The organism is Kitasatospora sp. NPDC054795 (assembly GCF_053611565.1).
This window is the reverse complement of sequence record NZ_JBSHAP010000009.1, coordinates 83,573-107,094: the sequence shown is the minus strand read 5'-3', so window position 1 is coordinate 107,094 and position 23,522 is coordinate 83,573. Positions and strand designations below refer to the sequence as shown.

The following is a 23,522-nucleotide window of genomic DNA, read 5'->3' as shown; positions in this document are numbered from 1 at the left end:
GCGGCGAGCACACCGCTCCCGCGTCCGAGCAGTTCCACGCAGTTCCGCGCAAAGATCTTCCCTCGCGCGGGCGGCACTAGACTTCCGCCATGCTCAAAGCTGACCGCACCTCCCGGATCCTCACGCACCTCACCGAGACGGGCAGCGCCGACGTGCACGAGCTGGCCGGGCTCCTGCGGGTGTCGGCGGCCACCGTCCGCCGGGACCTGCAGGAGCTCCACGACCAGGGCCTGCTGCACCGCACCCGCGGCGGGGCGGTCACCGGCGCCGTCAACCTCGAACTGCCGCTGCGCCACAAGCACGGCACGCGGCAGGCGGAGAAGCGCCGGATCGCCCTGGCGGCCGACCGGTTGGTGCCCGACGGCGCGGTGGTCGGCCTGACCGGCGGCACCACGACCAGCGAGCTGGCCCGCGTCCTGGCCGAACGCGGCGGGATCACCATCGTGACCAACGCCGTCAACATCGCGGCCGACCTGATCGTCCGGCCGGACATCCGTCTGGTGGTGGTCGGCGGCATCGCCCGGACCACCAGCTACGAACTGGTGGGGCCGGCCGCCGACCGGATGCTCGCCCAGTACCACCTCGACATCGCGTTCATCGGCGTGGACGGCCTGACCCCCCAGCAGGGCTGCACCACGCACGACGAGATGGAGGCCCAGACCGACCGCGCGTTCCTGCGCAGCAGCGCGCGGTCGGTCGTGCTGGCCGACAGCAGCAAGGTCGGCCGGGTCACCTTCGCCCGGATCTGCCCGCTCTCCGAGGTCCACGACCTGGTCACCGACGCCGAGGTCACGGCGGAGCAGGAGGAGGCGATCGCCACCGACGGGGTACGGGTCCTGCGCGCCTGACGCCCGGATCCGGGAGACCCGGATCCCGAGGGTCCGGAGCCCGCACCCACCCGTGCAACGCCCGGCCGGATCTCCCGGCCGGGCGTTTCTGTCACCACAACGGTTGACATGAACTCACTGACACAGGAAGCTCTTTCGCATCTGCGCAGAATCAGCGCGTATCAAGCATCTCCGATCATCCATCAAGCGCATACGAAGGCGGTAACTGCGGTGGACAAACGTGTGCCGGCCCTCCTCACGGTGTGCGCCCTCGGCGCCCTCGCCCTCACCTCCTGCGGCAGCGGCGGTGGCGGCGGCGGCACCGACGCGGACGGCAAGGTGACGCTCAAACTGGTCGCCGCCGACTACGGCGACAAGGAGTCCAACAGCTCGAAGGCCTACTGGAACGGCGTCGCCTCCGCCTTCACCGCCGCCAACCCCGACATCAGGGTCGATGTCCAGGTGGTGAACTGGAACGACATCGACCAACAGGTCAAGACGATGATCCAGAGCGGCAACGTACCGGACGTCCTGCAGACCGGCGGCTACGCCGACAAGGTCGCCGACGACCTCCTCTACAAGGCGCAGGACGTCCTGTCGCCCGCCACCCGGAGCAACCTGATCGACAGCTTCGCCAAGGCCGGCGAGGTCAAGGGCGTGCAGTACGGCATACCGTTCGTCTCCTCCACCCGGCTCCTGTTCTACAACAAGGCGATCCTCCGGCAGGCCGGGATCACCCAACCGCCCACCACTTGGGAGGAATTGCGCAAGGACGCCGAGCAGATCAAGGCCGCGGCGCCCGGCGTCACCCCGTACGCGCTGCCGCTCGGCCCGGAGGAGGCCCAGGGCGAGAGCATGCTCTGGGAGCTCGGCAACGGCGGCGGCCCCACCGACAAGGACGGCAGGTACACCCTCGACAGCCAGGCCGACATCGACACCTTCTCCTGGCTCAGGTCCAACCTCGTGGGCCCCGGCCTCACCTACCCCAACCCGGCCACCACCGACCGCAAGACCGCCTTCGCCGACTTCGCCGCGGGCAAGGCCGCCATGCTCAACGGCCACCCGTCACTGATCCGGATGGCCCAGGCGGGCAAGGTCGACTACGGCGTGGCCCCCGTCCCCGGCAAGGCGGGCCCGCTCACCACCACCCTCGGCGTCGCGGACTGGATGATGGCGTTCAAGAAGAACGGTCACCGCGAGCAGATCAGGAAGTTCCTCGACTTCGCGTACGCCGAGGACAACATGCTCCGGTTCGACGAGACCTACAACCTGATGCCGGTCACCCAGGACACGCTGCGCGAGATGACCACCGGCGGCAAGCACCCGGACCTCGAACCGTTCTTCGCCCCGCTGCCGCACGCCGCCTTCTACCCGCTGGGCGACACCAGCTGGGACATCGTCTCGGCCGAGCTCAAGAAGAGCGTCGGCAGCGCCGTCTCCGGCGACCCGGCCAAGGTGCTCGGCGACCTGCAGAAGAAGGCCCAGGACGCCGTCGCCGACAAGTGACCCCGCGGAAGGCACCCCCGTGACCTCCAGCTCTCCCACCGCCGGGTCCCCCGCGGTCCCCGGCTCCCCCACCACCGGCTCCCCCACCGGCCCCGGCGCCGCCACCGGCTCCCCCGCACCGTCCGCGGGCCCACCGCGCCGCCCCGCGCCGTCGGCCTCCCGCCCGGGCCGGCTCGGGCCGCTGCCCTGGATCGCCCCGGCCGTCCTGCTGATCCTCGCCGTCGTCCTGTGGCCCGTCTACGAGATGGTCCGCACCTCCTTCCTGCGCATCAGCACCAGCGGCTTCGTCCGGGGCCCGGCCGGCCTGGACAAGTACCGCAAGCTCTTCGGCGAGGCCGACCTCGGCCACGTGCTGCTCGCCACCGTGGTCTGGACGGTCGTCGTGGTCGGCCTGACCATGCTGCTCTCGCTCGGCCTGGCCCAGCTCTTCAACCAGCGCTTCCCCGGCCGCCGGTACGCCCGCTGGGCCCTGATCGTCCCCTGGGCCGCGTCGGTGCTGATGACCGCCATCGGCTTCCGGTGGATGCTCGACCGCACCGCCGGCGTGCTCAACACCGCCATGACCGACCTCGGCCTGATCGACGGCCCCCGGGACTGGCTCGGCACCCCCGCGACGGCCTGGCCCTGGATGGTGTTCGTCGCGGTCTTCGTCTCGCTGCCGTTCACCACCTACACCCTGCTCGCCGGCCTGCAGACCGTCCCCGCCGACGTGTACGAGGCGGCCCGGACGGACGGAGCCTCGCCCTGGCAGACCTACCGGCGGATCACCCTGCCGCTGCTGCGCCCGGCCTTCCTGGTCGGCGTCGTCATCAACCTGATCAACGTCTTCAACTCCTTCCCCGTCATCTGGGCCATGACCCGGGGCGGCCCGAGCAGCGACACGGCCACCACCACGGTGTTCATGTACCAGGTGAAGAGCACCGACATCGGCGAGTCCGCGGCCGTCTCGGTGGTCAACTTCGCACTGGTGGTGCTGATGGTCCTGGCCTTCCTCAAGGTCAGCCGCTGGAACGGGGAGGAGAGTTGAGGGCCCGGCGGGGCCGCCGCCCGATCCGGCCGCGCACCGTCGTGCTCGCCGGCGTCGCCTGGCTGCTGGCGGCGGTCTTCCTGCTCCCGTACCTGGAGATGGTCGTCACCGCGCTGCGCCCGGCCGACGAGCTGCGCGACGCGGGCTACCTGCCGCACCACTTCGCCTGGTCCAACTTCGTCGGCGTCTGGCGCGACTCCACCCTCGGCGGCAACCTGAAGGTCACCCTGCTGGTCGCCGGCGGGTCCACCGTGCTGGCGCTGCTGGTCGCCCTGCCCGCCGCGTACTGCACCGCCCGGTTCCGGTACCGGGGCCGGCGGCTCTTCCTGCTGCTCGTCCTGGTCACCCAGATGTTCCAGCCGACCTCGCTGCTGGTGGGCCTCTACCGCGAGTTCTACCGGCTCGGCATGCTCAACTCGGTCTGGACGCTGATCCTCTGCAACGCCGCCTTCAACCTGGCCTTCGCGGTCTGGATCCTCACCGCCTACATCTCGGCCATCCCGGTGGAACTGGAAGAGGCCGCACTGCTCGACGGCCTCGGCCGGCTCGGTGCCCTGCGCCGGGTGGTCCTGCCACTGGCCATGCCCGGCGTGGTCACCGCGGTGATCTTCACCTTCATCTCGGCCTGGAACGAGTTCGTGATGGGCCTGACCCTGTCCACCGAGCCGGGGAGCCAGCCGCTCACCGTCGGGATCAACAGCTTCATCGGCAACTACACCGTCGAGTGGAACTACCTGTTCGCCGGGTCGGTCGTCGCGATCGTGCCGGTCGTGGTGCTGTTCGCCCTGATCGAGCGGCACGTGGTCTCGGGACTGACCGCCGGATCGGTCAAGTAGCCGACCGCACCCACGGGTTGAACCTCCGCCGCCTCTTCGAAGGAGCCCGCCGCATGGCCCCCGCCAGCCCCGACCCCGTCGGCACCCCCACCTCCGGCGGCACCGCCGGCACGCCCTCCCGGACCGCCGCCGAGATCGCCTCGCAGCCCGACTGCTGGCGCCGCGCCGCCGACTCCCTGGCGCGGCACACCCCCGCCCTGCCCCGCCGGGGCGAGCGGATCGCCGTCGTCGGCTGCGGCACCTCCTGGTTCATGGCCCAGGCCTACGCGGCCCTGCGCGAGGGCGGCGGCCACGGGACCACGGACGCCTTCGCCGCCTCGGAGTTCCCGCCCGGGCGCGACTACGACCGGATCCTGGCCATCTGCCGCTCCGGCACCACCACCGAGGTGCTCGACCTGCTTGGCCGGGCCCGCACGGCCGGGGTGCCCACCAGCACCGTCACCGCCGATCCCGCCACCCCGGTCGCGGCGCTCGCCGACGCCGTCGCCGTCCTGGATTTCGCCGACGAGCGCTCCGTCGTGCAGACCCGCTTCGCCACCAGCGTGCTCGCCCTGCTGCGCGCCCACCTGGAAGCCGAGGGCGCGCTTCCGGCGGGAGTCCACCCGCTGTCCCGCGCGGTCCGGGACGCCGAACGGGCCGTCGCGGTGCCGCTGCCCACCGAACTGCGCGACGCCGGACAGTTCACCTTCCTCGGGCGCGGCTGGACGTACGGGCTGGCGCTGGAGGCCGGGCTGAAGCTGCGCGAGGCGGCGGGCGCCTGGACCGAGGCGTACCCGGCGATGGAGTACCGGCACGGGCCGATCAGCATCGCCGAACCGGGCCGGGTGGCCTGGGTGTTCGGCGCGCCGCCCGCCGGGCTCGCCGAGGACATCAGCCGGGCCGGCGCCCTCCTGGTCGCCGGATCCGGTGGAACGGACGGCGACCTGGACCCGCTGGCCGACCTCGTCCGGGCCCAGCGGCTGGCCGTCACCGTGGCCGAGTCGCGGGGCTGCGACCCGGACCGGCCGCGGCACCTCACCCGCTCCGTCGTCCTCGGGGACCAGCACCGTCCCTGACCGGCACCGCGCCCGACCGGTGCCGTGCCCGACCAGGTCCCAATCAGGTCCCGACCAGGTCCCGACCGCCCACCTCTCCAACGTCGAACGGAGACACCACCGTGCGCCTGCTCCGGCCCCACCTCCGCCGGGCCGCCCTCACCGCGGCCCTGGCCGTCCTCCCCGCCCTGGCCGGGCCCGTCCTCCCCGCCCGGGCCGCGACCCCCGGCTCCGCCGTCCTCGACCAGGGCCACCAGAGCGTCACCTGGCAGAGCCCGCAGTACGCCAAGGGCACCCTCGGTGACCCCGGCAGCTGCCCCCCGGCCGCACAGGACCCGGGCGGCACGGTCTGCGACCACTTCGACCTCACCGTGAACGTACCGGCCGGCTACTGGGACGACAATCCGGAGGGCGGCGTCCCGGTGTCCGTCCGCTGGCAGAACCCCGCCGACGACTTCGACCTCTACATCTACGACGCCACCGGCAAGCAGGTGGCCACCAGCGCGGGCACCGCCGACCCGGAGGCCACGGTGATCCCGAAGGCCTCGGGCACCTACCGCGTCCTGGTGGTCCCCTACGACGTCCACGGCGGCTCCTACACCGGCACCGCCTACCTGCCGCAGACCGCCGACGCCGGCGACCTGACCGCCTTCGGCGGCTCCCAGGGCAGCTACGACATCTCCGCGGGCACCCTGAAGGCACGGGTCGACTTCCTCGCCGACGACCAGCTGCGCCTGCGCGCCGCCCCGGACGGCGTCCTCACCGATCCGGCGGGCAGCACGATCGTCCGCACGCAGCCCGAGCCGCAGCGCGACACCAGCACCTTCGACGCCGGCGCGTACTACGGCATCCGCTCCAAGGGCCTGGTCCTGCGGGTCTACAAGCACCCGCTGCGGTTCGGCCTGTACAAGGCGGACGACCGCACCGCCCTCTGGCAGGAGAGCGCCCCACTGCGCTGGAGCACCGGCGGACTGCGGCAGAGCCTGGTGCGCGGCGCGGACGAGCAGTTCTTCGGCGGCGGCGAGCAGAACGGCTCCTTCTCGCACCGCGACCGGACCGTCCACGTCGCCAACAGCACCGACTGGAACGAGGGCGGCTGGAACAACTCCCAGCCGTTCTACGTCTCCACCGCCGGCTACGGCGTCTTCCGCAACACCTTCACGCCCGGGATCTACGACTTCGGCTCGCCCGTCCGCACCGGACAGCAGGAACGCCGCCTGGACGCCTACTACTTCACCGGTGACGTCAAGGCGGTGATCGGCCGGTACACCGACCTGGTCGGCAAGCCCTTCATGCCGCCCGTCTACGGGCTGGAGCCCGGCGACTCCGACTGCTACCTGCACAACGCCAACCGCGGCGAACGCCACACCCTGGACGCGCTGAAGGTCGCCGACGGCTACGTGGACAACCAGATGCCGCTGGGCTGGATGCTGGTCAACGACGGCTACGGCTGCGGCTACGAGAACCTGCCGCAGACCGGCACGGGCCTGCGCAAGGACCACGCCCAGCTCGGTCTGTGGACCCAGAACGGCCTGCCCAACCAGGCCGAGGAGGTCAAGGCCGGCGTGCGGGTGCGCAAACTCGACGTGGCCTGGGTCGGCAACGGCTACGACTTCGCGCTGAACGCCTGCGACCAGGCCAAGGCCGGCATCGAGGACAACAGCGACGCCCGCGGCTTCGTCTGGCTGCCGGTCTCCTGGGCCGGGGCGCAGCGCTGCGGCGTGCTGTGGAGCGGTGACCAGAGCCTGTCCTGGGACTACATCCGCTGGCAGATCCCGACCTATGCCGGCGCCACCATGTCCGGCATCGCCTACAACACCGGCGACGTCGGCTCGATCTACCGCCGGGACCCCAAGATGTACGCCCGCGACCTGCAGTGGAAGGCCTTCCTCCCGGCGATCATGACCATGGACGGCTGGGCCCGGGACATGACGGGCAAGCAGCAGCGGGACCAGCAGCCCTGGCTGGACGGCGAGCCGTACACCTCGATCAACCGCAAGTACCTGCAACTGAAGGAACGGCTGCTGCCGTACATGTACACCCTCTCCGCGGAGGCCACCCGTACCGGCGTCGGCGCGGTCCGCCCGCTGGCCCTGGAGTACCCGCACGACCCGAACGCCCTCGGCCCGAACGCGAAGTACGAGTTCCTGGCCGGGCCCGACTTCCTGGTCGCGCCGGTCTACTCGGACACCACCGTGCGCGACGGCATCTACCTGCCCGAGGGCACCTGGACCGACTACTGGACCGGCCGCACCTACCAGGGCCCGACCACGGTCAACGGCTACTCCGCCCCGCTCGACACCCTGCCGCTGTTCGTCCGCGGCGGCGCGATCGTCCCGATGTGGCCCAAGGGCACGCTCTCTTGGGAGAACCGGGACCGCTCCGAGCTCGACTACGACCTCTACCCGCAGGCCGCGGGCGACTCCTCCTACACCCTGTACGAGGACGACGGCGTCACCCGGCGGTTCACCGCCGGCTCCTCGGCCACCCAGCAGGTGGACGTGCACACCAACCGCGCCGTGACCAACGTCCGCATCGGCGCCAGCGAGGGCGACTACGCCGGCAAGCCGGCCGAGCGGTCGTACCGCCTCACCGTGCACGGCCGCCCCGCCCCGCGCCTGGTGGCCGGCGACGCGGGCCTGCTCCCCCGGCTGGACTCGGCGGCCGCGCTCGACGCGGCCGCCTCGGGCTGGTACTACGACGCCGCGACCGGGGTGACGACGATCCGGACGCCGTCCCTCCCCACCGGCGATGGCTTCTCGCTCAACCTGGTCCACGGCGGCAACTGACCGCCCGACGGCGAGGGGCTTCCGCGCCGGTACGGCAAGGGGCCCGTACCGTGCGCGACGCACGGTACGGGCCCCTTTTCCTGCCGGGCGAAAGCCAGGGCAGAGGACTACAGCGGGCGGATGTTCTCGGCCTGCGGGCCCTTCTGGCCCTGCGTGACGTCGAACTCGACCTTCTGGCCCTCAACGAGCTCGCGGAAGCCCTGGGCAACGATGTTCGAGTAGTGGGCGAACACGTCCGCGCCGCCACCCTCCTGCGCGATGAAGCCGAAGCCCTTTTCCGCGTTGAACCACTTCACGGTGCCAGTAGCCATGAGAAATCTCCTTCGAGAGACTGTCCGAAGCCTGCACCACGCAGACTTTCGAGTCGCCGCGATGAGAACCCTCCGGGAAAGAGCCGGAAAACAAAAAATGCACCTGCGAAGAGCAGGCGCACACAAAGTTCATGGGAACCACAACTGCAACTAAAACAACCGTAGCAGACTTCGGGCCGCCACGGCGGATAACCACGCGAATATTTTCGCCTCACCCTTCCGGGCGCAACCCGTCACCCCCAGGGGGACGGCAACAACCGGTTGCCACGGGGAGATTGAGGGCGCCATGCCCCGCCCCGGCCCGGTCGCGACTTTCGCCACGCCCGGGGCACGGGCCGCCCCGAGGATGACCGGCAACGGATTCACCCCCGCCGGGACGGCCCGTTCCCTCGATTTTCGGAGCATACTGACCAGGATGACGAAATCACCGGCAGTCCGACGCCCTCTGCCCACCAGTCCCTTCAAGCCCCGGCCCGAAGCACCGCCCAAGCACTTTGCGGTCGGCGACCGCATCAGCCACGACAAGTACGGTCTCGGCCGCGTCATCGCGGTGGAGGACGGGGCCTACCCCGCGGTCCTCGTCGACTTCGGCACCCGACAGGAGCGGATCACCCCGCCGTACGCCGCCATGTACACCCTCTGACCGACACACCGGCGGCGATGCCGTCACCGCCCCGGGGTGCAGTCCGGACCCCGGCGGCGCAGCCGACGGTGCCCGGTCTCCGGGCCGCCACTGCGCACACCGCAGGGGCCGATCCGCCGTGGCCGTGCCGGGACTCCGGCACGGCCCGTACGCGCGCGCCCGCCGGCCCGCCCCCCGACCCCGCATCACCGTCGTCACCGACCGCATGCCGGTGACGACGGCCATCGGGTCGTCCGGGGCCGGAACCTCCTCCCTCCCCCGCGCCGGCACCGCTCCCGCCCCGCGCCCGGCGCGACACGCTCGTCATCCCCCTGCGGCCCCCGGTCGGCCTCGCCCCTCCTGCCGGCCGCTTCTACGACGCCGCCATGCTCGCCGAGGGCCGGCACCCCACCCGCGCGGCTCTCGACGCGGTCTCCACCACCCGGCCGGTGCTGGCCATCCACCAGTCCTTCCACCTCGGGGCGGTGAACAGCCGCGGCCTGCGGGAGCTGGGCTGTACGAGGGCCAGCGCGGACCCGGACGGCGGCGTCATCCGCCGCCGGCCCGGCCCCGTGGCCCGGCCCTTCGGCGAGCCCAACGGCGTCCTGGAGGAGACAGCCTTCAGTCCGGCCTCCGAGAAGGCCACCGTCCACTCCGCCGCCGACGCGAACAGCGACGCGAACGCCGACGACCCCGTTGCCGGGCTCGAAGTCCCCACCGACTACCAGTGGCACGGCTGCTGCTGACGGCGCATCCCGCGTCGCCGCCCCGCTCGCGACGGCCCGGCCGTCGCCGCTCCGGGCCGGTCAGCGGGCGAGTACCTGGCCGTCCTGAGGACGGTGATCCCGGGAGCGGCGCAGGTCGACGGTGACGTAGGTGCGTTGCAGCCAGCGGTCCGCCCCGTCGTAGCGGGGCCGGAAGGCGGTACGGCCGTGGACGGTGACGCGGTTGTCGATGACGACCAGGTCGCCGGGGGTCAGGCGCAGGGTGCGGGCGGTCTCCTCACAGGCCCGGCCGAACTCGGCCAGCGCGGCAGTGGCCCGAGGTGTGAGCGGGGTGGTGACGAGCTGGGCCACGCGGATGTCGGGGTCCTCCGATGCGCCGAACAGCACCGGTCGGGGTACGGCTGCGGCTCCGCTCTCGGCGTCCGGGCCGAAGGAGGGCGGTGGTGTGGTGATGAACTCCGGTGCGAACAGGGCCTCCCGGTCGGCCCGGGTGAGCAGCGGCAGCGCCTGGCGGATTCCGGCGACACGCAACCCGGCGATCCGGTCGTGGTCGGCGCGCAGGCACAGGAAGACCACGTAGTCCGGCGGGTGGGGGTGGAAGCCGTTCTCGGTGTGGAAGGACAGCGGCACCGATCCGGCGTTGCCGTGGAAGGCCTCCTGCCCGGGCACGGGCACCACGTCCTGCACGAGAGCGCCGGACTTCTCGGCCAGGTGGGCGAGCGGCTCGCCGAGCCCGCAGGCCACCATGGTGAGCAGCGCGGCGGGGACGGTGACCCGGCGCTGGACCGAGCCGGGCACGGCCGGTGTCGGGGCAGGGCCGCCTCGTCGACGGGCAGGCCGCCGATCACCAGGGTGCCGTGCGGGCCGGAGCTCCTGCGGAACCGGCGCACCGCACGGCGCAGCGGCAGCGGGAGCTCGTCCCAGGCGTCCCGGGCCCAGGCCACCCACTCGGGGCTGTCGACCCGGTCGCGCCCGCCGGCGGACAGGGAGCGGGCCAGCCGCTCGCACGCGCCGGCATCGGCCGGATCCCCCGAAACCCTGGTCGGCGACACGGTTCCGGCCCCGGGGCGGCCGCGGGACCGCGGCCGCCCTTCCGGCAGTGCCTCGTCGGTCCGGGCCCGTGCCGGTGCGCCGCCCGTGCGGTGCCGTCCTCACCACCGGAACCCCCCGACGCACGCGGTCGCGACTCCTGCCGGGCGGCAGCGCCTGTTCGTCCGCTTGCGGGGCCCTCGGCGCCGGTGCTCTCCTGCCGGTGTCAGGCAGTGCGACGATCGGAGCCGATGTGTCGTCCCCCGTTGCCGTCCCGCCCCAGGAGGCCGCCGACCGGCTGGCCATCCGCCGGCTGGTCGACGCCTACGCCCACTGTGCGGACCGCCGGGACGCCGAGGGGCAGATGGCTCTGTTCACCGAGGAGAGCCGCTTCCTGGTCCACATGGACGCCACGGCCGCCGAAGAGGCATCCGCCATCACCATGGCCGACGCCTTCGCCCAGGTCACCGGCCGCCCCGCGCTGGTCAACCTGCACTCCTCGTCCGGAACCGGCAACGCCATGGGCAACCTGGCGGCGGCGTACCACGCCAACACACCCCTGATCGTCACGTCCGGCCAGCAGCACCGGGAACGATCCGGGGCAGCGTCCCGTCCCTGGCCGCATGGAGGCCCACCGCGACCGGCGGGACCGACAGCCGCGAGTACGCCGGGGCGCTCTGGACCGGAAGGGCGGGCCGGCCGGCCGTGCGCCGGGAGGCAAGCACGAATGCGCGCACAGTCCACCACCCCACCCCGATCCGGACTAGTTTCGGCCTCCCGCGCAGGCCGGGCGAGCCCACGCGATCGTCGCGGGGCACCGAACTCCGGCCGCGACCCCAACCAGACGAGGGCCGGCACAGCGATGACCGATCTCCGCGACGGGCGACCACACAGCACCCCGGACGACTTGTGGTGCCCCTTCCCCTCCCTGACGAACACCCACGCCGAACAGGCCGACCGGCAGAGCCTGGCCTGGCTGGCGCGCCACCGGCTGCTGGACGGGCGCCTCCGGCAGTCCGACCGGATCGGGCGCCAACGCAGCGGTCACCTGGCCGCACGGACCAACCCCGAGGTCTCCGCCGAGATGCTGCGTCTGCTGTCCGACTGGTACGTCTGGCTCTTCGCCTTCGACGACGGGTACTGCGAGGACCGCGAACACGGCTACCACCCCGGGCCGTTGGCCCGCACGACCGCTCTCCTCTCCCGGGTGATCGACCCCGAGCCGCCCGGCGAGGAGGTCTTCGGCGGCCGGCTGTCCGGACCGGCCGGCGCCTACGCGACGGCCCTGCGGGAGATCCGGGACCGGGTCGCCGCACAGGCCTCACCGTCACAGCTGTTCCGGTGGGAGTGCACGGTCCGCGAGTACCTCTCCGCGCAGGTGTGGGAGGCCGCCAATCGCGAGGCGGGCACGGTGCCGGGCCTGTCCGAGTACGTGGCCATGCGCAGGCATGCCGGAGCCACGTACACCTGCCTCGCCCTGGTCGACATCGCGGCCGGCCGCGAAGTCCCGGCCGCGGAGGCGGACGGCCGTTCGCTGCGCAGGCTCAGGGACCTCACGGCGAACCTGGTGAGCTGGGACAACGACCTGTACTCCCACGCCAAGGAGACCGTGGGCGGCCAGGGCCGCCACAACCTGGTCGAGGTCCTGGCCCGCCACCACCGCTCTTCTCCGGCCGAGGCCCGACGGTCGGCCGTCGCCATGCGTGACGCCGAGATGCGCGCGTTCATCGGACTGAGCCGAACCGTCCACGCGAACGGCGGCGACGCGGCCTCCGCGTACGCCCGGAGCCTGGGACTGTGGCTGCGCGGACACATCGACTGGTCCCGCGGCAGCTCCCGGTTCGACGTGCCCGCCCCCACGGCGAGGCCCTGATGCGCGAGAACGACGCCCCGCCCGTCGCGGTGCCGTGCGCGCCGGGCCGCCTGCCCCTGCTCGGACACCTGCTCCCACTGCTGACCGACCCCCTGCCCTTCCTCCAGTCGCTGGCCGAACACGGCCCGGTGGTGCGGATCCACCTGTGGCGCAGGCCGGTTCACGTCCTCACCGAACCGAAGCTGGTGCACCGGCTGCTCGTCGAGGACGCCGCGAAGACCGAGAAGGGCTTCATCTTCGACAAGGCCCGCGGCGTGCTGGGCAACGGTTTGTTCATCTCCGAGGGCGCGTTCCACCTCCGCCAGCGGCGCCTGGTCCAGCCCGCCTTCCACCGCGACGGCATCCGCCGGTACACCGCCCTGACCGCGCGACTGGCCGCGGCCGCGGTGTCCCGCTGGGAGCCCGGACGGGCGGCGCCGATCGAGCATCGGATGCACGATCTCGCCCGGGACATCGTGGTCGAGGCGCTGTTCGCCGCCCGCCTGAGCGACGCCCAAAAGGCCCGGATCGACCGGGCCGTGCCCGTGGTCCTCACCGGATTCGTCCAGCGGGCGCTCTACCCGTCGCCGCTACTGGAGAAGCTGCCCGTACCGGCCAACCGGCGCTTCGACATCGCGGTCCGGGACCTGCGCACCGCTGTGGACGAGATCGTCGCCCGGGCCGCCCTCCGGCATCAGGGCCGGGACGACACGCTGCTGTCGCTGCTGCTGACCACCCGCGACGAGGAGACCGGACTCACCATGGCACCGGTCCAGGTCCGGGACGAGGCGGTCTCGCTGCTCCTGGCCGGCACCGAGACGACCGCCACCACGCTCGCCTGGCTCTTCCACGAACTCGCCGGGCGCCCGGACCTGCAGGACGAGCTGAGCGAGGAGGTGCGCGCCGTCGCCGGGGACGGCGCCGTATCCCTGGAGGACCTGCCACGCCTGGAACGCACCGGGCACGCGATCAGCGAGACCCTCCGGCTCCACACCCCCAACTGGATCCTGATGCGCCGGGCGGTGGCGCCGCTCCACTACGGCGACGCCCTCCTGGCCCCGGGGGCAGAGATCCTCTTCAGCCCGGCCGCACTGCACCGCTCCCCGCAACTCCACCCCGACCCGTTGCGATTCGATCCCGAGCGCTGGCGCCGCCCCGGGAACCGTGCCCGTCCCGGGCTGTTCATCCCCTTCGGCGCCGGCCGCCACAAGTGCGTCGGCGAGTCCTTCGCCCGGGCCGAGATGCTCGTCATCGCCGCTACCGTCCTCGCCCGCCTGCGGCTCCGGCCGGCGACGGCCGGCTCCCTCCGGGAGAGCGCCACGGCCGCGACCGTCCGCCCGCGCGGCCCGTTGCTCGTCGCCGAACCGCGGTGAGCGGCCGGGCGCGCCGAAGTCGTCACCCCGCCGCATGCCGACCGCGACAAATGTTTATTATTCAACTATAGTCGGGGTGCCGACCCGGCAATCCGACCGCACGAGGAGGAACCATGGAGCAGTCCGTCACCGACAACACCGAGAAGTCCCGGTTCGAGATCCAGGACGACGGCGAACTCGCCGGCTTCGCCGAGTACCACCGCTCCGGCAACGAGATCGCCTTCATCCACACCGAGATCGACCCCCGCTTCGAAGGCCGCGGCCTCGGCAGCCGGCTGGCCCGCGCCGCCCTGGACGCCGCACGCGACCAGCAGCTCGCCGTCCTGCCCTACTGCCCCTTCATCCGCGGCTGGATCACCAAGCACCCCGAGTACGCCGACCTCGTCCCCGCCACCCACCGCGCCCGGTTCGGCCTCTGACCCCCGAAGCCGAAGGCGCCGCCCGGGCCGTCCCCGGGCGGGGCGGTCGGACCCGTCGCGCGGCCCAGCCCGGGAGCGGGGAGAACCCCGGGCCGCCGCAGCGCCGCGCCGAACCGCCCCGCCGCCAGGCCGCGGACCTATGCTGATCCGGTGTCCTCGTCCGCGCGGGATCCCGCCCCCACGACGTACTCCCACACGAGTCTGCCCGGGGCGCTGCCGGTGCTCGGGCACCTGCCCGCACTGGTGCGGGATCCGACGGGGTTCCTGGGTCGGCTGTCCCGGTACGGCGACCTGGTGGAGGTCCGGCTGGGACCGAACCGGATGGTGGTGCCCTGCCACCCGGAACTGCTGCGGCAGGCCTACGCGGACAACCGGACCTTCGACAAGGACGGAGCGATCCACCGGCGCTTCCGCCGGGTCCTCGGCAACGGGCTGGCCACCTGTGCACACGCCGACCACCGACATCAACGGCGGCTGCTGCAACCGGAGTTCCGGCCCGAGCGGCTGGCCGGGTACGCCGCCGTGATGACCCGCGAGGCGGCGCAGCCGGCCGCCTCCTGGCGGGACGGCGAGGTGGTCGAGGTCTTCCCCGCGTGCTACCGGTTCACCCTGCGGGTGGTGGCGCGCAGCCTGTTGGGCACCGAGGCGCCGGATGCGCCGGCCGACCGTCTGCAGCACGCCTTCGAGACCGCGTTGGCCGGCGCGTTGCGGCGGGTGCTGATGCTGCCCGCGGGCCCCGGCCACCACGCGGCGGTGCGCACCCTGCGGCGGACGGTGGCCGAGCTCGTACGCGACCGCCGGGCCGACGGTCGCGGGCACACCGATCTGCTGGCCGGGCTGCCGGCGGCCCGGGACGAGGACGGCTCCACGCTCTCCGACACCGAGCTGCACGACCAGGTGGTCGCGCTGCTCCTGGCCGACTCGGAGACTACCGCCTCCCAACTCTCCTGGACGCTAGAGCTGCTGACGATGCATCCGCAGGTGCTGTCCGCCCTGCAGGAGGAACTCGACGCGGTGCTGCCGGGCGGCCGCCCGGCCGAGTGGGCCGACCTGCCGTTCCTGCCCCGCACGGCTCGGGTGTTGACCGAAGCGCTGCGCCTCCATCCCCCCGGCTGGGTGCTGTTGCGCACCTGCACCCGCGAGACCGACCTGGGAGGGCGCACCCTGCCACGCGGCAGCCAGGTGCTGCTCAGCTCCTACGTGGCCCACCACAGCCCGTCGATCTTCGCGGAACCCGCCCGTTTCGATCCGGACCGCCGGCTGCCCGAGCGGGCCGCCGCACTGCCGCGCTGGGGCTTCGCCGGCTTCGCCAACGGGCCGCGACAGTGCGTCGGCGCCGACTACGCACGCGCCGAGGCGGCGATCGCGCCGGCCACCGTGTTGGGCCGCTGGCAGCCGGTCGCGGCGCCGGGGCCGGCCGAGCCCGCCCCGTGCGGCTGGGCACGGTGCTTCGGCCGCACCGGCTGCGGCTGCGGCTGCGGCTGCGCATGATCAGCCGATAGTCGGTAGCCAGTAGCCGACAGTCGGTAGCCGGTAGCCGGTAGCCGACGGCAGCAGCAGGGGCGGTCCTTCTCCCCCCGGCAGCGTTCCGTACGGGTTCTCGACCCCTGAACAGCGGGCCGTCAACCCGCGCCCACCGCCCACTCGATCAGGTTGCGTTCACCGGCGGCGCGGGACAGCGGCCGGTGGAGTACGGAAGTCTCAGGGCTCCCCTGCCCGGGGCACGCCGCGCGGCGACGGCCGGCCGTGGCGGCCCGAGACCGGATTGGTGGCATGACCGTTCAGGACACTCCGAGTACCGGGACCGCCCGGCGCGGCGAATTCGCCGAGCTGTACCGGCGCGTGGCCCAAGCCGGTCTGCTGCGTCGGCGCCCGCTCCACTACGCGTGCCGGAGCGCGGGGCTGTTCGCCGCGCTGGCGGGGCTGCTCGCCTGGTTCGTCGCGCTCGGCGCAAGCTGGTGGCAGCTCGGCCTCGCGCCGCTGTTCGCCCTCGTGCTGGGCCAGTTGGCGCTGCTCGGCCATGACGTCGCGCACCGCGCGGTGTTCGCCGACCGCCGGACGACCGACCTGGTGGGCATCGTGCTGGGGAACCTGGTGGTCGGCATGAGCTACGGCTGGTGGGTCGACGACCACAACCGGCACCACGCCCACCCGAACCACGAGGGCCGCGACCCGGCCGCCGACGCCATCCTCTTCGCCAGAACCGCCGAACAGGCCGACCGGGCACGGGGGTTGCGACGCCTCATGGCCCGGTACCAGGCGGAGCTGTTCTTCCCGCTGCTGTCCCTCCAGGCGCTCGGCCTGCTCGTCGCCACCGGCCTGACCCTCACCCGTGGCACCGTCCGACACCCCGTCCTGGAACGCACCCTCGCCGCACTGCACTACGTCCTCGCGGCGGCCCTGACCGTCCTCGTACTCGCTCCGCTCCAGGCGCTCGCCTTCACCGCGCTGTTCGGGGCGCTGCTCGGCGTCTACCTGGGCTGCATCTTCGCCCCCAACCACAAGGGCATGCCGTTGACCGGCCCCGGCGCGCAGCGCACCGACTTCCTCCGGCGGCAGGTGCTGCCCTCCCGCAATCTGCGGGCCGGCCGGTTCGTCCACTTCCTTTTCGGCGGCCTCGGCCACCAGATCGAGCACCACCTCTTCCCGGCCATGCCGGTGCCGGCGCTGCGTCCGGCCTCGCGCATCGTGCGCGCGTACTGCGCGGAGATCGGCGTGCCGTACGCCGAGGCGGGCCTGACCGCCTGCTTCCGGGAGATCCTGCGGGACCTGCGCGCGGTCGGCCGCTCCGTCCCGGCCCGTCCCGAGGCCGTGGCGGCGGCGGAGGCCGCCCGGTGAGCGGGGTCCTGCCCGGGCGGGCGGCGCCCGCCACGGACGGCCCGGCCCCCGGCGACGGGCCGCTGCGGGTGGTGATCGTCGCCGAGTCCTTCGCCCCGCAGCTCAACGGCGTGGCCCACAGCGTGCTCCGCACCGCCGAGCACCTCCTCGCCCGGGGGCACGTCCCGCTGGTGGTGGCGCCGGCGGCGCAGCGTCGCGAGAACGAGGACTGCGGAGCGGCGTACGGCTACCGGGTGGTCCGCGTCCCGTCGGTCCCGCTGCCCGGCTACCCCGAGGTGCGGATCGCCCTCCCCGGGCGCCGGGTGGCCGACGCCGTCGAACGGCACCGCCCGCACGTGGTCCACCTGGCGAGCCCGTTCGCGCTCGGGGCCGCCGGCGCGGCGGCGGCCGGGCGCGCGGGCGTCCCCGCCGTCGCCGTCTACCAGACCGACCTCGCCGCCTACGCCCGGACCTACCTGCCCTTCGCGGGCGCGGCCGGAGCCCGGCTGGCCTGGCGCCGGCTGCGGCACATCCACACCGCGGCCGCGCGGACCCTGGCACCGTCCAGGGCCTCGTTCGACGTCCTGACGGCCCACGGGATCCCCCGGGTCCACCTGTGGCCGCGCGGCGTCGACTGCGTGCGCTTCCACCCCGGCCACCGGGACGAGGCCCTGCGCCGCCACCTCGGCCGGCCCGGTGAGGTGCTGGTCGGCTACGTCGGTCGGCTGGCACCGGAGAAGCAGGTCGAGCGGCTGGCCGAGACATCCCGGCTCCCGGGCGTACGGGTGGTGGTGGTCGGGGACGGCCCGTGCCGCACCCGGCTGGGCGCGGCACTGCCCGACGCGCTCTTCCTGGGCCGCCGCACCGGGCACGAACTCGCCCGGCTCTACGCCTCGTTCGACGTGTTCGCCCACACCGGGCCGTTCGAGACCTTCGGCCAGACCCTCCAGGAGGCGATGGCCAGCGGCCTGCCCGTCGTCGCCCCTGCGGCCGGCGGACCGCTCGACCTCGTCCTCCCCGGACGCACCGGCTTCCTCGTGCCGCCCGGCGCGGCCGGGGGCTTCCGGGAGGCGGTGGAGCGGCTCGCCCGGGACGCGGAACTGCGCCGAACGCTCGGCCGGGCCGGCCGGGCCTCGGTGGCGGAACGCAGCTGGGAGGCGGTCGGCGACCGGCTCCTCGACCACTACCGGCTCGCGGTGGCGGAGTCCTCCGCGGCACGGCGAGCGTGAGAACGGGGACCGAACCGTCATGAACCGACCGCTCGCCGCCGAGTACACACCCGGCGCCCGCCCGGACACCGGGACCGCCGTGTTCCTGCACGGGCTGGGTGGCTGGACCCACAACTGGGCCGCCCTGATCGAGCGCCTCCGGCCGTCGGTGCACTGCCTGGCCCTCGACCTCCCGGGCTTCGGCCGCTCCGCTCCCCCGCCCGACGGCGTCGTCACCGTCCGGCGCCAGGCCGCGGCCGTCGCCCATCACCTCGACCGCACCGGGCACCGCCGCGTCCACCTGGTCGGCAACTCCCTCGGCGGCCTGACCGCCCTCCACCTCGCCGCCCACCGCCCGGAACTGGTCTCCACCCTGACCCTGGTCTCGCCGGTCCTGCCCGCCCTCCCGCCGCCCCAGGCCCTGCGGATCTCCCTGCTGGGCCTGCCGGGCGCTCACCGCCTGTACGCCCGGCTGCTGTCCGCCCGGAGCCCCGACCGGCAGCTCGACGACCTCTACGGCCTGATCTACGCCGACCCGTCCCGCGTCGACGCCGAACAACGGGCGACGGAGGCCCGCGAACGCCTGCGCCGCGCCGAACTCCCCTACACCCAGAAGATGTTGGCGCAGGGCGTGCGCGCCGTCGTCCGCTCCCACCTGCGCCCCGCCGGCGAGTCCTCGGCCTGGCAGCAGGCCCACCGGGTCACCGCCCCCACCCTGCTCGTCTACGGCCGCGAGGACCGCCTCGTCCCCTTCCGCTCGGCGGCCCGGGCCTACGCCGCCTTCCGCGACGCCCGGCTCCTCACCCTGCCCGGCGTCGGCCACGTCGCCATGCAGGAACACCCCGGCGCCGTGGCCACGGCCTTCCGCGCCCTGCTCGCGGAGCCCCGTCGCACGCCCGGCGGGTGAACCGCGCGCCGCCCGGCGGCAGCTACCCCCGCCCCCGCTCCCGTCACCGCGGCCGTCACCGCCCGACCCGACCCCAAAGCCTGAAGCCGCACCCGTACGGGTGCGTCCCGTAGCCTTTGCCTTCCACCGCGGGGACCCGCGGTGTCCGAAGCGGAGGGTCACATGAACTCGCTTTTGTCGAAGGCCCGTTGGTTAGGCTCCCTGGCGGCGGGCGCGGCGCTGCTGCTCGCCGGGTCCGGCTCCGCCGGCGCCGTCACCGGCACGTCCGACGGGCCGGTCCCGGGTGTCCCGCGGACGGTCGAGCTGGACTCGTCACCCGCCTCGGTGGCGGTCGGCCCGGACGGGCGCAAGGCGTACGTCGCGGTGAAGGACAGCATCAATGGCGCCAAGGTGAAGGTGGTCGACACCCAGAGCGGGGCGATCACCGCGGTGGTGACGCTGTCCACCGGGCTCGGGGCCGGTCCGGGACCGCTGACCGTCAGCCCCGACGGCTCGCGCGTCTACGTGCTGTTCTCGACCGCCCGCAAGGCACCGCTGTCCAGCCTGGCCGCCATCGACACGGCCACCGACACGGTCGTCTCCAGCACCGAGGCGCCGGACCAGCCGCGGCCCGACGGGACCCTCCCCGGGGCGCTCACCTCGCTGGCGGTCAGCGCGGACGGCGCCAGTGTCTACGTCGGCCAGGACGGACCTGCCCGCTACCACCGCCCGGCCGAGCCGAGCGCCCGGGTCCTGTCCTTCTCCCCGCAACAACAGGGCTTCACCGCCGCCGTGCCGGTCCCCGGCCGCTACCTGGGCTCGATCGTCACGCCGTCGGCCGGTGACGCCGCCTACGCCGCCACCGACGAGAACCTGGTCCGTCTGGACACCGGCACCGGGACCCCGACCGTCGCCGGTGCCATCGCCGCCCCGATCGGCTCCGTCCCGAGCCTGGCCCTCTCCCCGGACGGCACCCGGCTCTACGGCGTGGGGAACAGCGGCACCGGCTACGCCGTCGACCTCGCCACGGATGCCCTGTCCACCCTGGACATCTCCCCCGGCCAGTGGCTGCAGAACCCGTCGGTGGGCGCGGACGGCACTCGGCTGTACCTGGTCCAGCAGGACCTCACCAGCAGCGACGGCAAGGCGTCGGTCCTCGCCCTGGACACCGCGACCAACACCCTCGTCCCGGCCGAGGGCGTCACCGGCCTCAACTGGGTGACCGGCCTGGCCCTCGGACCCGACGCCCACACCTTCTACCTCACCGTCAACTCCACTCTGCAGATCGTCGCCCACTGACCGAACCCGCCCGCCCACCACGCCCAGCACCACCCCGCAGCGACGGCGGGGCGGAGGTCCGGAGACCCGGCCCCGCCCCGCCGTCGCCTTTGCGCGGAGCGGTCCGAGGGCGACATGAGCCGCCGGGCACCACTCGACACCTCCGCGCCCCGCCGCGCGCTCGCACCCGCCGGGCGACCCGGGTGGATCCCGGCCGACCGTCGGCGCCGCGCCCTCAACATATGACGCGACACATGTGTCGTGTAACATTTACTCCATGAACACTGCAGCGAAGAATCCGACCCTCGTCTTCATCCCCTGCTTCTCCGGCGCCCCGTGGAGCGCCGAACAGCTCGCCCCCTACGGCGAGGCGCCCCGGCGCACGCTGCGCCTGCCCGAGGGCGTCGACAGCATCGAGCGCTACGCCGACCACGTCGAGATCGCGATCGCCGGCCTCGACGACTACGTGCTGGTCGGCGACTCGTTCGGCGCGAACATCGCGCTCGCCCTCGCCACCCGCCGCCCGCGGGGCCTGCGCGCCCTGGTCCTGTCCGGCGGATTCGCGGCCAACCCGGTCGACTCCACGTCGTGGAAGGCCCTGATGCGGGCGATCGGCAGGGCCCGCGGCCCGCTCTACCGGCAGCTGACGCTGCGGGCCCACGCCCACCGTCTCGCCTCCCCGTTCGACGGCGAGGGCCAGGTGCCCTGGAACGAGGCGCGCAGCCGCGAGCTGTTCCTCGCCAACACCCCGGCCACCTCGTTCGGCGCCCGCCTGCGGGCCGTCCTCACCGCCGACTACGTCGCCGCGCTGGGCCGGATCCAGGTCCCGACCCTGCTCCTGACCCCCTCGCACGACGTGCTGATCGGGGAGAACGCCTCGAAGGTCATGCTCGCGGGCATCCCCGACGCCCGGGAGGTCGTGCTGCCGCGCACCGGCCACATGTTCCGCTTCTCCCACCCGGTAACCTACGCCGCCGCGGTCGAGAACTTCCTCGCCGCCCCGTAAACCACCCGGAAGGACATCGATGCGCAAGGCCGAGCACCTGCGGTTCGCGATCCTGGCAGCCCAGCGCGAAGGCAACCGGCTGCTGATCCAGGCCCTCAAACCCCACGGCATCACCCCCTCGCAGGCCGAGGTGCTGCGCCTGCTCCAGCAGCACGGCACCCTGAGCCTCAACGGGCTCGGACAGCTCCTGGTCTGCGAGAGCGGCACCAACCCCAGCCGGCTGGTCGAACGCGTCGTCGCGGCCGGACTGGTCGAGCGCCGCACCGACGCCGAGGACCGCCGCTGCCTCCAGCTCACCCTCACCCCCGAGGGCGAACGCCTGGCCACCGCGGTCGCCGGGATCGAGGAGTTCCTCTACGCCTCGACGGACGCCGCCTGCGAGGGCCTGGACACCGACGCCATGCTCGCCTTCCTCCACAGGTTCATCGACCCCCTCCCCTCAGGACAGGCCCTCAACAAACGCCTCGGCCTCGACCAGGGAGCGCACGCAACCGTGGGCGACAGACCCTCCGGGTGAGGCCCTGCCGCCGGCGACGGATCGGGTGCGGGTCGGCGCCCCCAATGATGTAGCGCCGACCCGGCGAGGCACCCGGACCGGACGGCCCGGAGCCCGCGAGCCCGAACGCCCTCTCAGGTGAGCGGAAGGAGCATGACCGGTACCCCACTGGGGTGCGTCGAACCCCCGGTGGGCTCCACGGTGACGCCGACACCCGTCGCCCCGCCCAGCGGCCCGGACAGCACCAGCCCGCCGTCCCCACGGGACAGCAGCCCGGCCGATCGCATCGTTCCGGAGTCGTCGAACCACAGTTGGTACGTGGTGCCCTCGGCCGGGGTGGGCATGCCGGAAGCGAGGAAGGCGGCCTGACCGCGGTCGTGCGACCAGACCACCGTCCCCACCCCGGTTCCGCCCGCCGCGGTTCCGGTGGCCGTGCGGGCGTCGGGCGCCGTCAGCAGGCCCGTCAGCCGGTCCGCCTGCTGCTGGGCCGCGGCCGCCCGGGCGCGCGCGTGGCCGGCCTGCCGGTGCTGCTGGACGGCGAGGCCACCGGAGCCGACCGCGACGGCCAGGCAGGCGGCCAGGGCGAACTTCGTCCACCCGCCCGCCCGCCGGCCGGACCGGGAGCCCGCCGCGCCAGGCACAGCGGCGGTCCGGGGCGCCTCCTGCCGCACGCCGGGCAGCGCGGCCATCACCCGGTCCTTGAGGGCCTCGGGTGGCACGACGGCCTGCGCGGCCCCGAGCCTGGCCAGGGTCGCGGCGAACTCGGCCACCTCCTGGGCGCAGGCCGTACAGTCGGCCACGTGGCCTTCGAACTCCGTGCTTTCGGCGGGAGAGAGGGCGTGGACGGCGTAGGCACCGGTCAGGGTGTGCAGGTCGGCGGCGGTCATGCTCCCACCCCCAGGCAGTCGCGCAGACGGATCAGTCCGTCGCGCACACGGGTCTTGATCGTGCCCAGCGGTGCGCCGACGACCTCGGCGACCTGCGGGTAGGTGTAACCGCGGTAGTACGCCAGTGTCAACGATTCCCGCTGCAGTTCGGTGAGCGTCCTCATGCAGCGCCTGACCTGCTCGCGCTCCAGTCTTCCCTCGACCTGTTCGGCGACTTCGTCGAACACGGGGGTGTGGGAGGCTGCCGCGACGCGCTGGTCGCGGTCGGCGGCGGCCTGCGCCGAGCGGACCCGGTCCACCGCACGCCGGTGCGCGATGGTCAGCACCCATGGCATCACCTCGCCGCGCTCGGCCCGGTAGCGGGCCGCGGTGCGCCACACCTCCAGCAACACCTCCTGGGCGACCTCCTCGGACTGCGCGGGATCGCGCAGAACCCTGCGCACCAGCCCCAGCACCGGACCGGCCACCACGTCGTACAGCCGGGAGAACGCGTCCTGGTCCCCGCGCGCGACGCGGGCGAGGAGTTCCGTCAGGTCCGGTACCGGCCGTCCGGGACCGGACAGGTGGACGACGGCGCTCATCCGGCCGTTCCTT

At 73.4% G+C, this 23,522-nt stretch carries 21 protein-coding genes and 2 pseudogenes; 19 read left to right on the top strand and 4 right to left on the bottom strand.

Annotated elements, in window-relative coordinates:
• Positions 1-89: 89 nt before the first annotated feature.
• The 6 genes from ACWGJO_RS05550 to ACWGJO_RS05525 all read left to right on the top strand — a co-directional run bounded on the left by ACWGJO_RS05550 (position 90) and on the right by ACWGJO_RS05525 (position 8,019).
• Positions 90-848 carry a DeoR/GlpR family DNA-binding transcription regulator gene (locus tag ACWGJO_RS05550; RefSeq protein ID WP_452182275.1) on the top strand — a complete coding sequence of 253 codons (759 nt, stop codon included), beginning with the start codon at positions 90-92 and terminating at the stop codon, positions 846-848.
• Between the two features lie 210 nt (positions 849-1,058).
• Entirely contained in the window at positions 1,059-2,333 is a 1,275-nt protein-coding gene (locus tag ACWGJO_RS05545; RefSeq protein ID WP_452182274.1) for an extracellular solute-binding protein, read from the top strand.
• Positions 2,334-2,352: 19 nt separating this feature from the next.
• A complete protein-coding gene (locus ACWGJO_RS05540) occupies positions 2,353-3,360 on the top strand; it encodes an ABC transporter permease subunit (protein WP_452182273.1) in 1,008 nt (335 codons plus the stop codon).
• A complete protein-coding gene (locus ACWGJO_RS05535; protein ID WP_452182272.1) occupies positions 3,357-4,196 on the top strand; it encodes a carbohydrate ABC transporter permease in 840 nt (279 codons plus the stop codon). Before ACWGJO_RS05540 ends, ACWGJO_RS05535 begins: the two co-directional genes overlap by 4 nt.
• Before the next feature lie 53 nt (positions 4,197-4,249).
• Entirely contained in the window at positions 4,250-5,251 is a 1,002-nt protein-coding gene (locus ACWGJO_RS05530) for an SIS domain-containing protein (RefSeq protein ID WP_452182271.1), read from the top strand.
• 101 nt (positions 5,252-5,352) lie between these two features.
• The gene (locus ACWGJO_RS05525) at positions 5,353-8,019 is read left to right on the top strand and encodes a glycoside hydrolase family 31 protein (RefSeq protein WP_452182270.1); all 2,667 of its coding nucleotides are present in this window, start codon (positions 5,353-5,355) and stop codon (positions 8,017-8,019) included.
• Positions 8,020-8,126: 107 nt separating this feature from the next.
• Here the strand turns inward: ACWGJO_RS05525 and ACWGJO_RS05520 are convergent, their stop codons facing one another.
• Positions 8,127-8,330, bottom strand: a complete 204-nt coding sequence (locus tag ACWGJO_RS05520) for a cold-shock protein (RefSeq protein WP_359907422.1) — start codon at positions 8,328-8,330, stop codon at positions 8,127-8,129.
• 415 nt (positions 8,331-8,745) lie between these two features.
• Between ACWGJO_RS05520 and ACWGJO_RS05515 the strand changes: the two genes are divergently transcribed.
• Complete coding sequence (locus ACWGJO_RS05515; protein WP_359907425.1) at positions 8,746-8,973, top strand: hypothetical protein; 228 nt, start codon at positions 8,746-8,748, stop codon at positions 8,971-8,973.
• A gap of 365 nt (positions 8,974-9,338) precedes the next feature.
• On the top strand, positions 9,339-9,698 hold the full coding sequence (locus ACWGJO_RS05510; RefSeq protein WP_452182269.1) for an amidohydrolase family protein: 360 nt from the start codon (positions 9,339-9,341) through the stop codon (positions 9,696-9,698).
• 60 nt (positions 9,699-9,758) lie between these two features.
• Here ACWGJO_RS05510 and ACWGJO_RS05505 read toward each other — a convergent pair.
• A pseudogene (locus tag ACWGJO_RS05505) lies at positions 9,759-10,729 on the bottom strand (TauD/TfdA family dioxygenase).
• Between the two features lie 47 nt (positions 10,730-10,776).
• Between ACWGJO_RS05505 and ACWGJO_RS05500 the strand changes: the two are divergent.
• The 11 genes and pseudogenes from ACWGJO_RS05500 to ACWGJO_RS05450 form a co-directional block, all read left to right on the top strand.
• Positions 10,777-11,295, top strand: a pseudogene (locus ACWGJO_RS05500) (thiamine pyrophosphate-binding protein); the annotation flags it as partial.
• A 273-nt stretch (positions 11,296-11,568) separates the two neighbouring features.
• Entirely contained in the window at positions 11,569-12,579 is a 1,011-nt protein-coding gene (locus ACWGJO_RS05495) for a terpene synthase family protein (protein ID WP_452182289.1), read from the top strand.
• On the top strand, positions 12,579-13,931 hold the full coding sequence (locus ACWGJO_RS05490; RefSeq protein ID WP_452182268.1) for a cytochrome P450: 1,353 nt from the start codon (positions 12,579-12,581) through the stop codon (positions 13,929-13,931). The genes ACWGJO_RS05495 and ACWGJO_RS05490 overlap by 1 nt, the downstream gene beginning before the upstream one ends.
• A gap of 113 nt (positions 13,932-14,044) precedes the next feature.
• Positions 14,045-14,350 (top strand): GNAT family N-acetyltransferase, encoded by a 306-nt coding sequence (locus tag ACWGJO_RS05485; RefSeq protein WP_380352766.1) that lies wholly within the window; start codon positions 14,045-14,047, stop codon positions 14,348-14,350.
• A gap of 150 nt (positions 14,351-14,500) precedes the next feature.
• A complete protein-coding gene (locus ACWGJO_RS05480) occupies positions 14,501-15,841 on the top strand; it encodes a cytochrome P450 (protein ID WP_452182267.1) in 1,341 nt (446 codons plus the stop codon).
• Positions 15,842-16,123: 282 nt separating this feature from the next.
• Positions 16,124-17,188: a fatty acid desaturase family protein gene (locus tag ACWGJO_RS05475; protein ID WP_452182266.1), complete on the top strand. Its 1,065-nt coding sequence runs from the start codon at positions 16,124-16,126 to the stop codon at positions 17,186-17,188.
• A gap of 62 nt (positions 17,189-17,250) precedes the next feature.
• The gene (locus ACWGJO_RS05470; protein ID WP_452182288.1) at positions 17,251-18,396 is read left to right on the top strand and encodes a glycosyltransferase family 4 protein; all 1,146 of its coding nucleotides are present in this window, start codon (positions 17,251-17,253) and stop codon (positions 18,394-18,396) included.
• A gap of 19 nt (positions 18,397-18,415) precedes the next feature.
• Entirely contained in the window at positions 18,416-19,282 is an 867-nt protein-coding gene (locus ACWGJO_RS05465; RefSeq protein WP_452182265.1) for an alpha/beta fold hydrolase, read from the top strand.
• Between the two features lie 162 nt (positions 19,283-19,444).
• On the top strand, positions 19,445-20,560 hold the full coding sequence (locus ACWGJO_RS05460; protein ID WP_452182264.1) for a hypothetical protein: 1,116 nt from the start codon (positions 19,445-19,447) through the stop codon (positions 20,558-20,560).
• 256 nt (positions 20,561-20,816) lie between these two features.
• On the top strand, positions 20,817-21,545 hold the full coding sequence (locus tag ACWGJO_RS05455; RefSeq protein WP_452182263.1) for an alpha/beta fold hydrolase: 729 nt from the start codon (positions 20,817-20,819) through the stop codon (positions 21,543-21,545).
• A gap of 19 nt (positions 21,546-21,564) precedes the next feature.
• Positions 21,565-22,062: a MarR family winged helix-turn-helix transcriptional regulator gene (locus ACWGJO_RS05450; RefSeq protein WP_452182262.1), complete on the top strand. Its 498-nt coding sequence runs from the start codon at positions 21,565-21,567 to the stop codon at positions 22,060-22,062.
• 113 nt (positions 22,063-22,175) lie between these two features.
• Here ACWGJO_RS05450 and ACWGJO_RS05445 read toward each other — a convergent pair whose 3' ends face one another.
• Together ACWGJO_RS05445 and ACWGJO_RS05440 are read right to left on the bottom strand one after the other, a co-directional pair.
• Positions 22,176-22,928 carry an anti-sigma factor gene (locus ACWGJO_RS05445; protein WP_452182261.1) on the bottom strand — a complete coding sequence of 251 codons (753 nt, stop codon included), beginning with the start codon at positions 22,926-22,928 and terminating at the stop codon, positions 22,176-22,178.
• On the bottom strand, positions 22,925-23,509 hold the full coding sequence (locus ACWGJO_RS05440; RefSeq protein WP_359910286.1) for a sigma-70 family RNA polymerase sigma factor: 585 nt from the start codon (positions 23,507-23,509) through the stop codon (positions 22,925-22,927). The genes ACWGJO_RS05445 and ACWGJO_RS05440 overlap by 4 nt, the downstream gene beginning before the upstream one ends.
• Positions 23,510-23,522 lie beyond the last annotated feature (13 nt).

Excerpts from the sequence above, each read along its gene's own strand:
- ACWGJO_RS05550 (WP_452182275.1), top strand. The coding sequence starts at position 90 with ATGCTCAAAGCTGACCGCACCTCCCGGATCCTCACGCACCTCACCGAG.
- ACWGJO_RS05530 (WP_452182271.1), top strand. The coding sequence starts at position 4,250 with ATGGCCCCCGCCAGCCCCGACCCCGTCGGCACCCCCACCTCCGGCGGC.
- ACWGJO_RS05520 (WP_359907422.1), bottom strand. The coding sequence starts at position 8,330 with ATGGCTACTGGCACCGTGAAGTGGTTCAACGCGGAAAAGGGCTTCGGC.
- ACWGJO_RS05515 (WP_359907425.1), top strand. The coding sequence starts at position 8,746 with ATGACGAAATCACCGGCAGTCCGACGCCCTCTGCCCACCAGTCCCTTC.
- ACWGJO_RS05510 (WP_452182269.1), top strand. The coding sequence starts at position 9,339 with ATGCTCGCCGAGGGCCGGCACCCCACCCGCGCGGCTCTCGACGCGGTC.
- ACWGJO_RS05495 (WP_452182289.1), top strand. The coding sequence starts at position 11,569 with ATGACCGATCTCCGCGACGGGCGACCACACAGCACCCCGGACGACTTG.
- ACWGJO_RS05490 (WP_452182268.1), top strand. The coding sequence starts at position 12,579 with ATGCGCGAGAACGACGCCCCGCCCGTCGCGGTGCCGTGCGCGCCGGGC.
- ACWGJO_RS05485 (WP_380352766.1), top strand. The coding sequence starts at position 14,045 with ATGGAGCAGTCCGTCACCGACAACACCGAGAAGTCCCGGTTCGAGATC.
- ACWGJO_RS05475 (WP_452182266.1), top strand. The coding sequence starts at position 16,124 with ATGACCGTTCAGGACACTCCGAGTACCGGGACCGCCCGGCGCGGCGAA.
- ACWGJO_RS05465 (WP_452182265.1), top strand. The coding sequence starts at position 18,416 with ATGAACCGACCGCTCGCCGCCGAGTACACACCCGGCGCCCGCCCGGAC.
- ACWGJO_RS05460 (WP_452182264.1), top strand. The coding sequence starts at position 19,445 with ATGAACTCGCTTTTGTCGAAGGCCCGTTGGTTAGGCTCCCTGGCGGCG.
- ACWGJO_RS05455 (WP_452182263.1), top strand. The coding sequence starts at position 20,817 with ATGAACACTGCAGCGAAGAATCCGACCCTCGTCTTCATCCCCTGCTTC.
- ACWGJO_RS05450 (WP_452182262.1), top strand. The coding sequence starts at position 21,565 with ATGCGCAAGGCCGAGCACCTGCGGTTCGCGATCCTGGCAGCCCAGCGC.
- ACWGJO_RS05445 (WP_452182261.1), bottom strand. The coding sequence starts at position 22,928 with ATGACCGCCGCCGACCTGCACACCCTGACCGGTGCCTACGCCGTCCAC.
- ACWGJO_RS05440 (WP_359910286.1), bottom strand. The coding sequence starts at position 23,509 with ATGAGCGCCGTCGTCCACCTGTCCGGTCCCGGACGGCCGGTACCGGAC.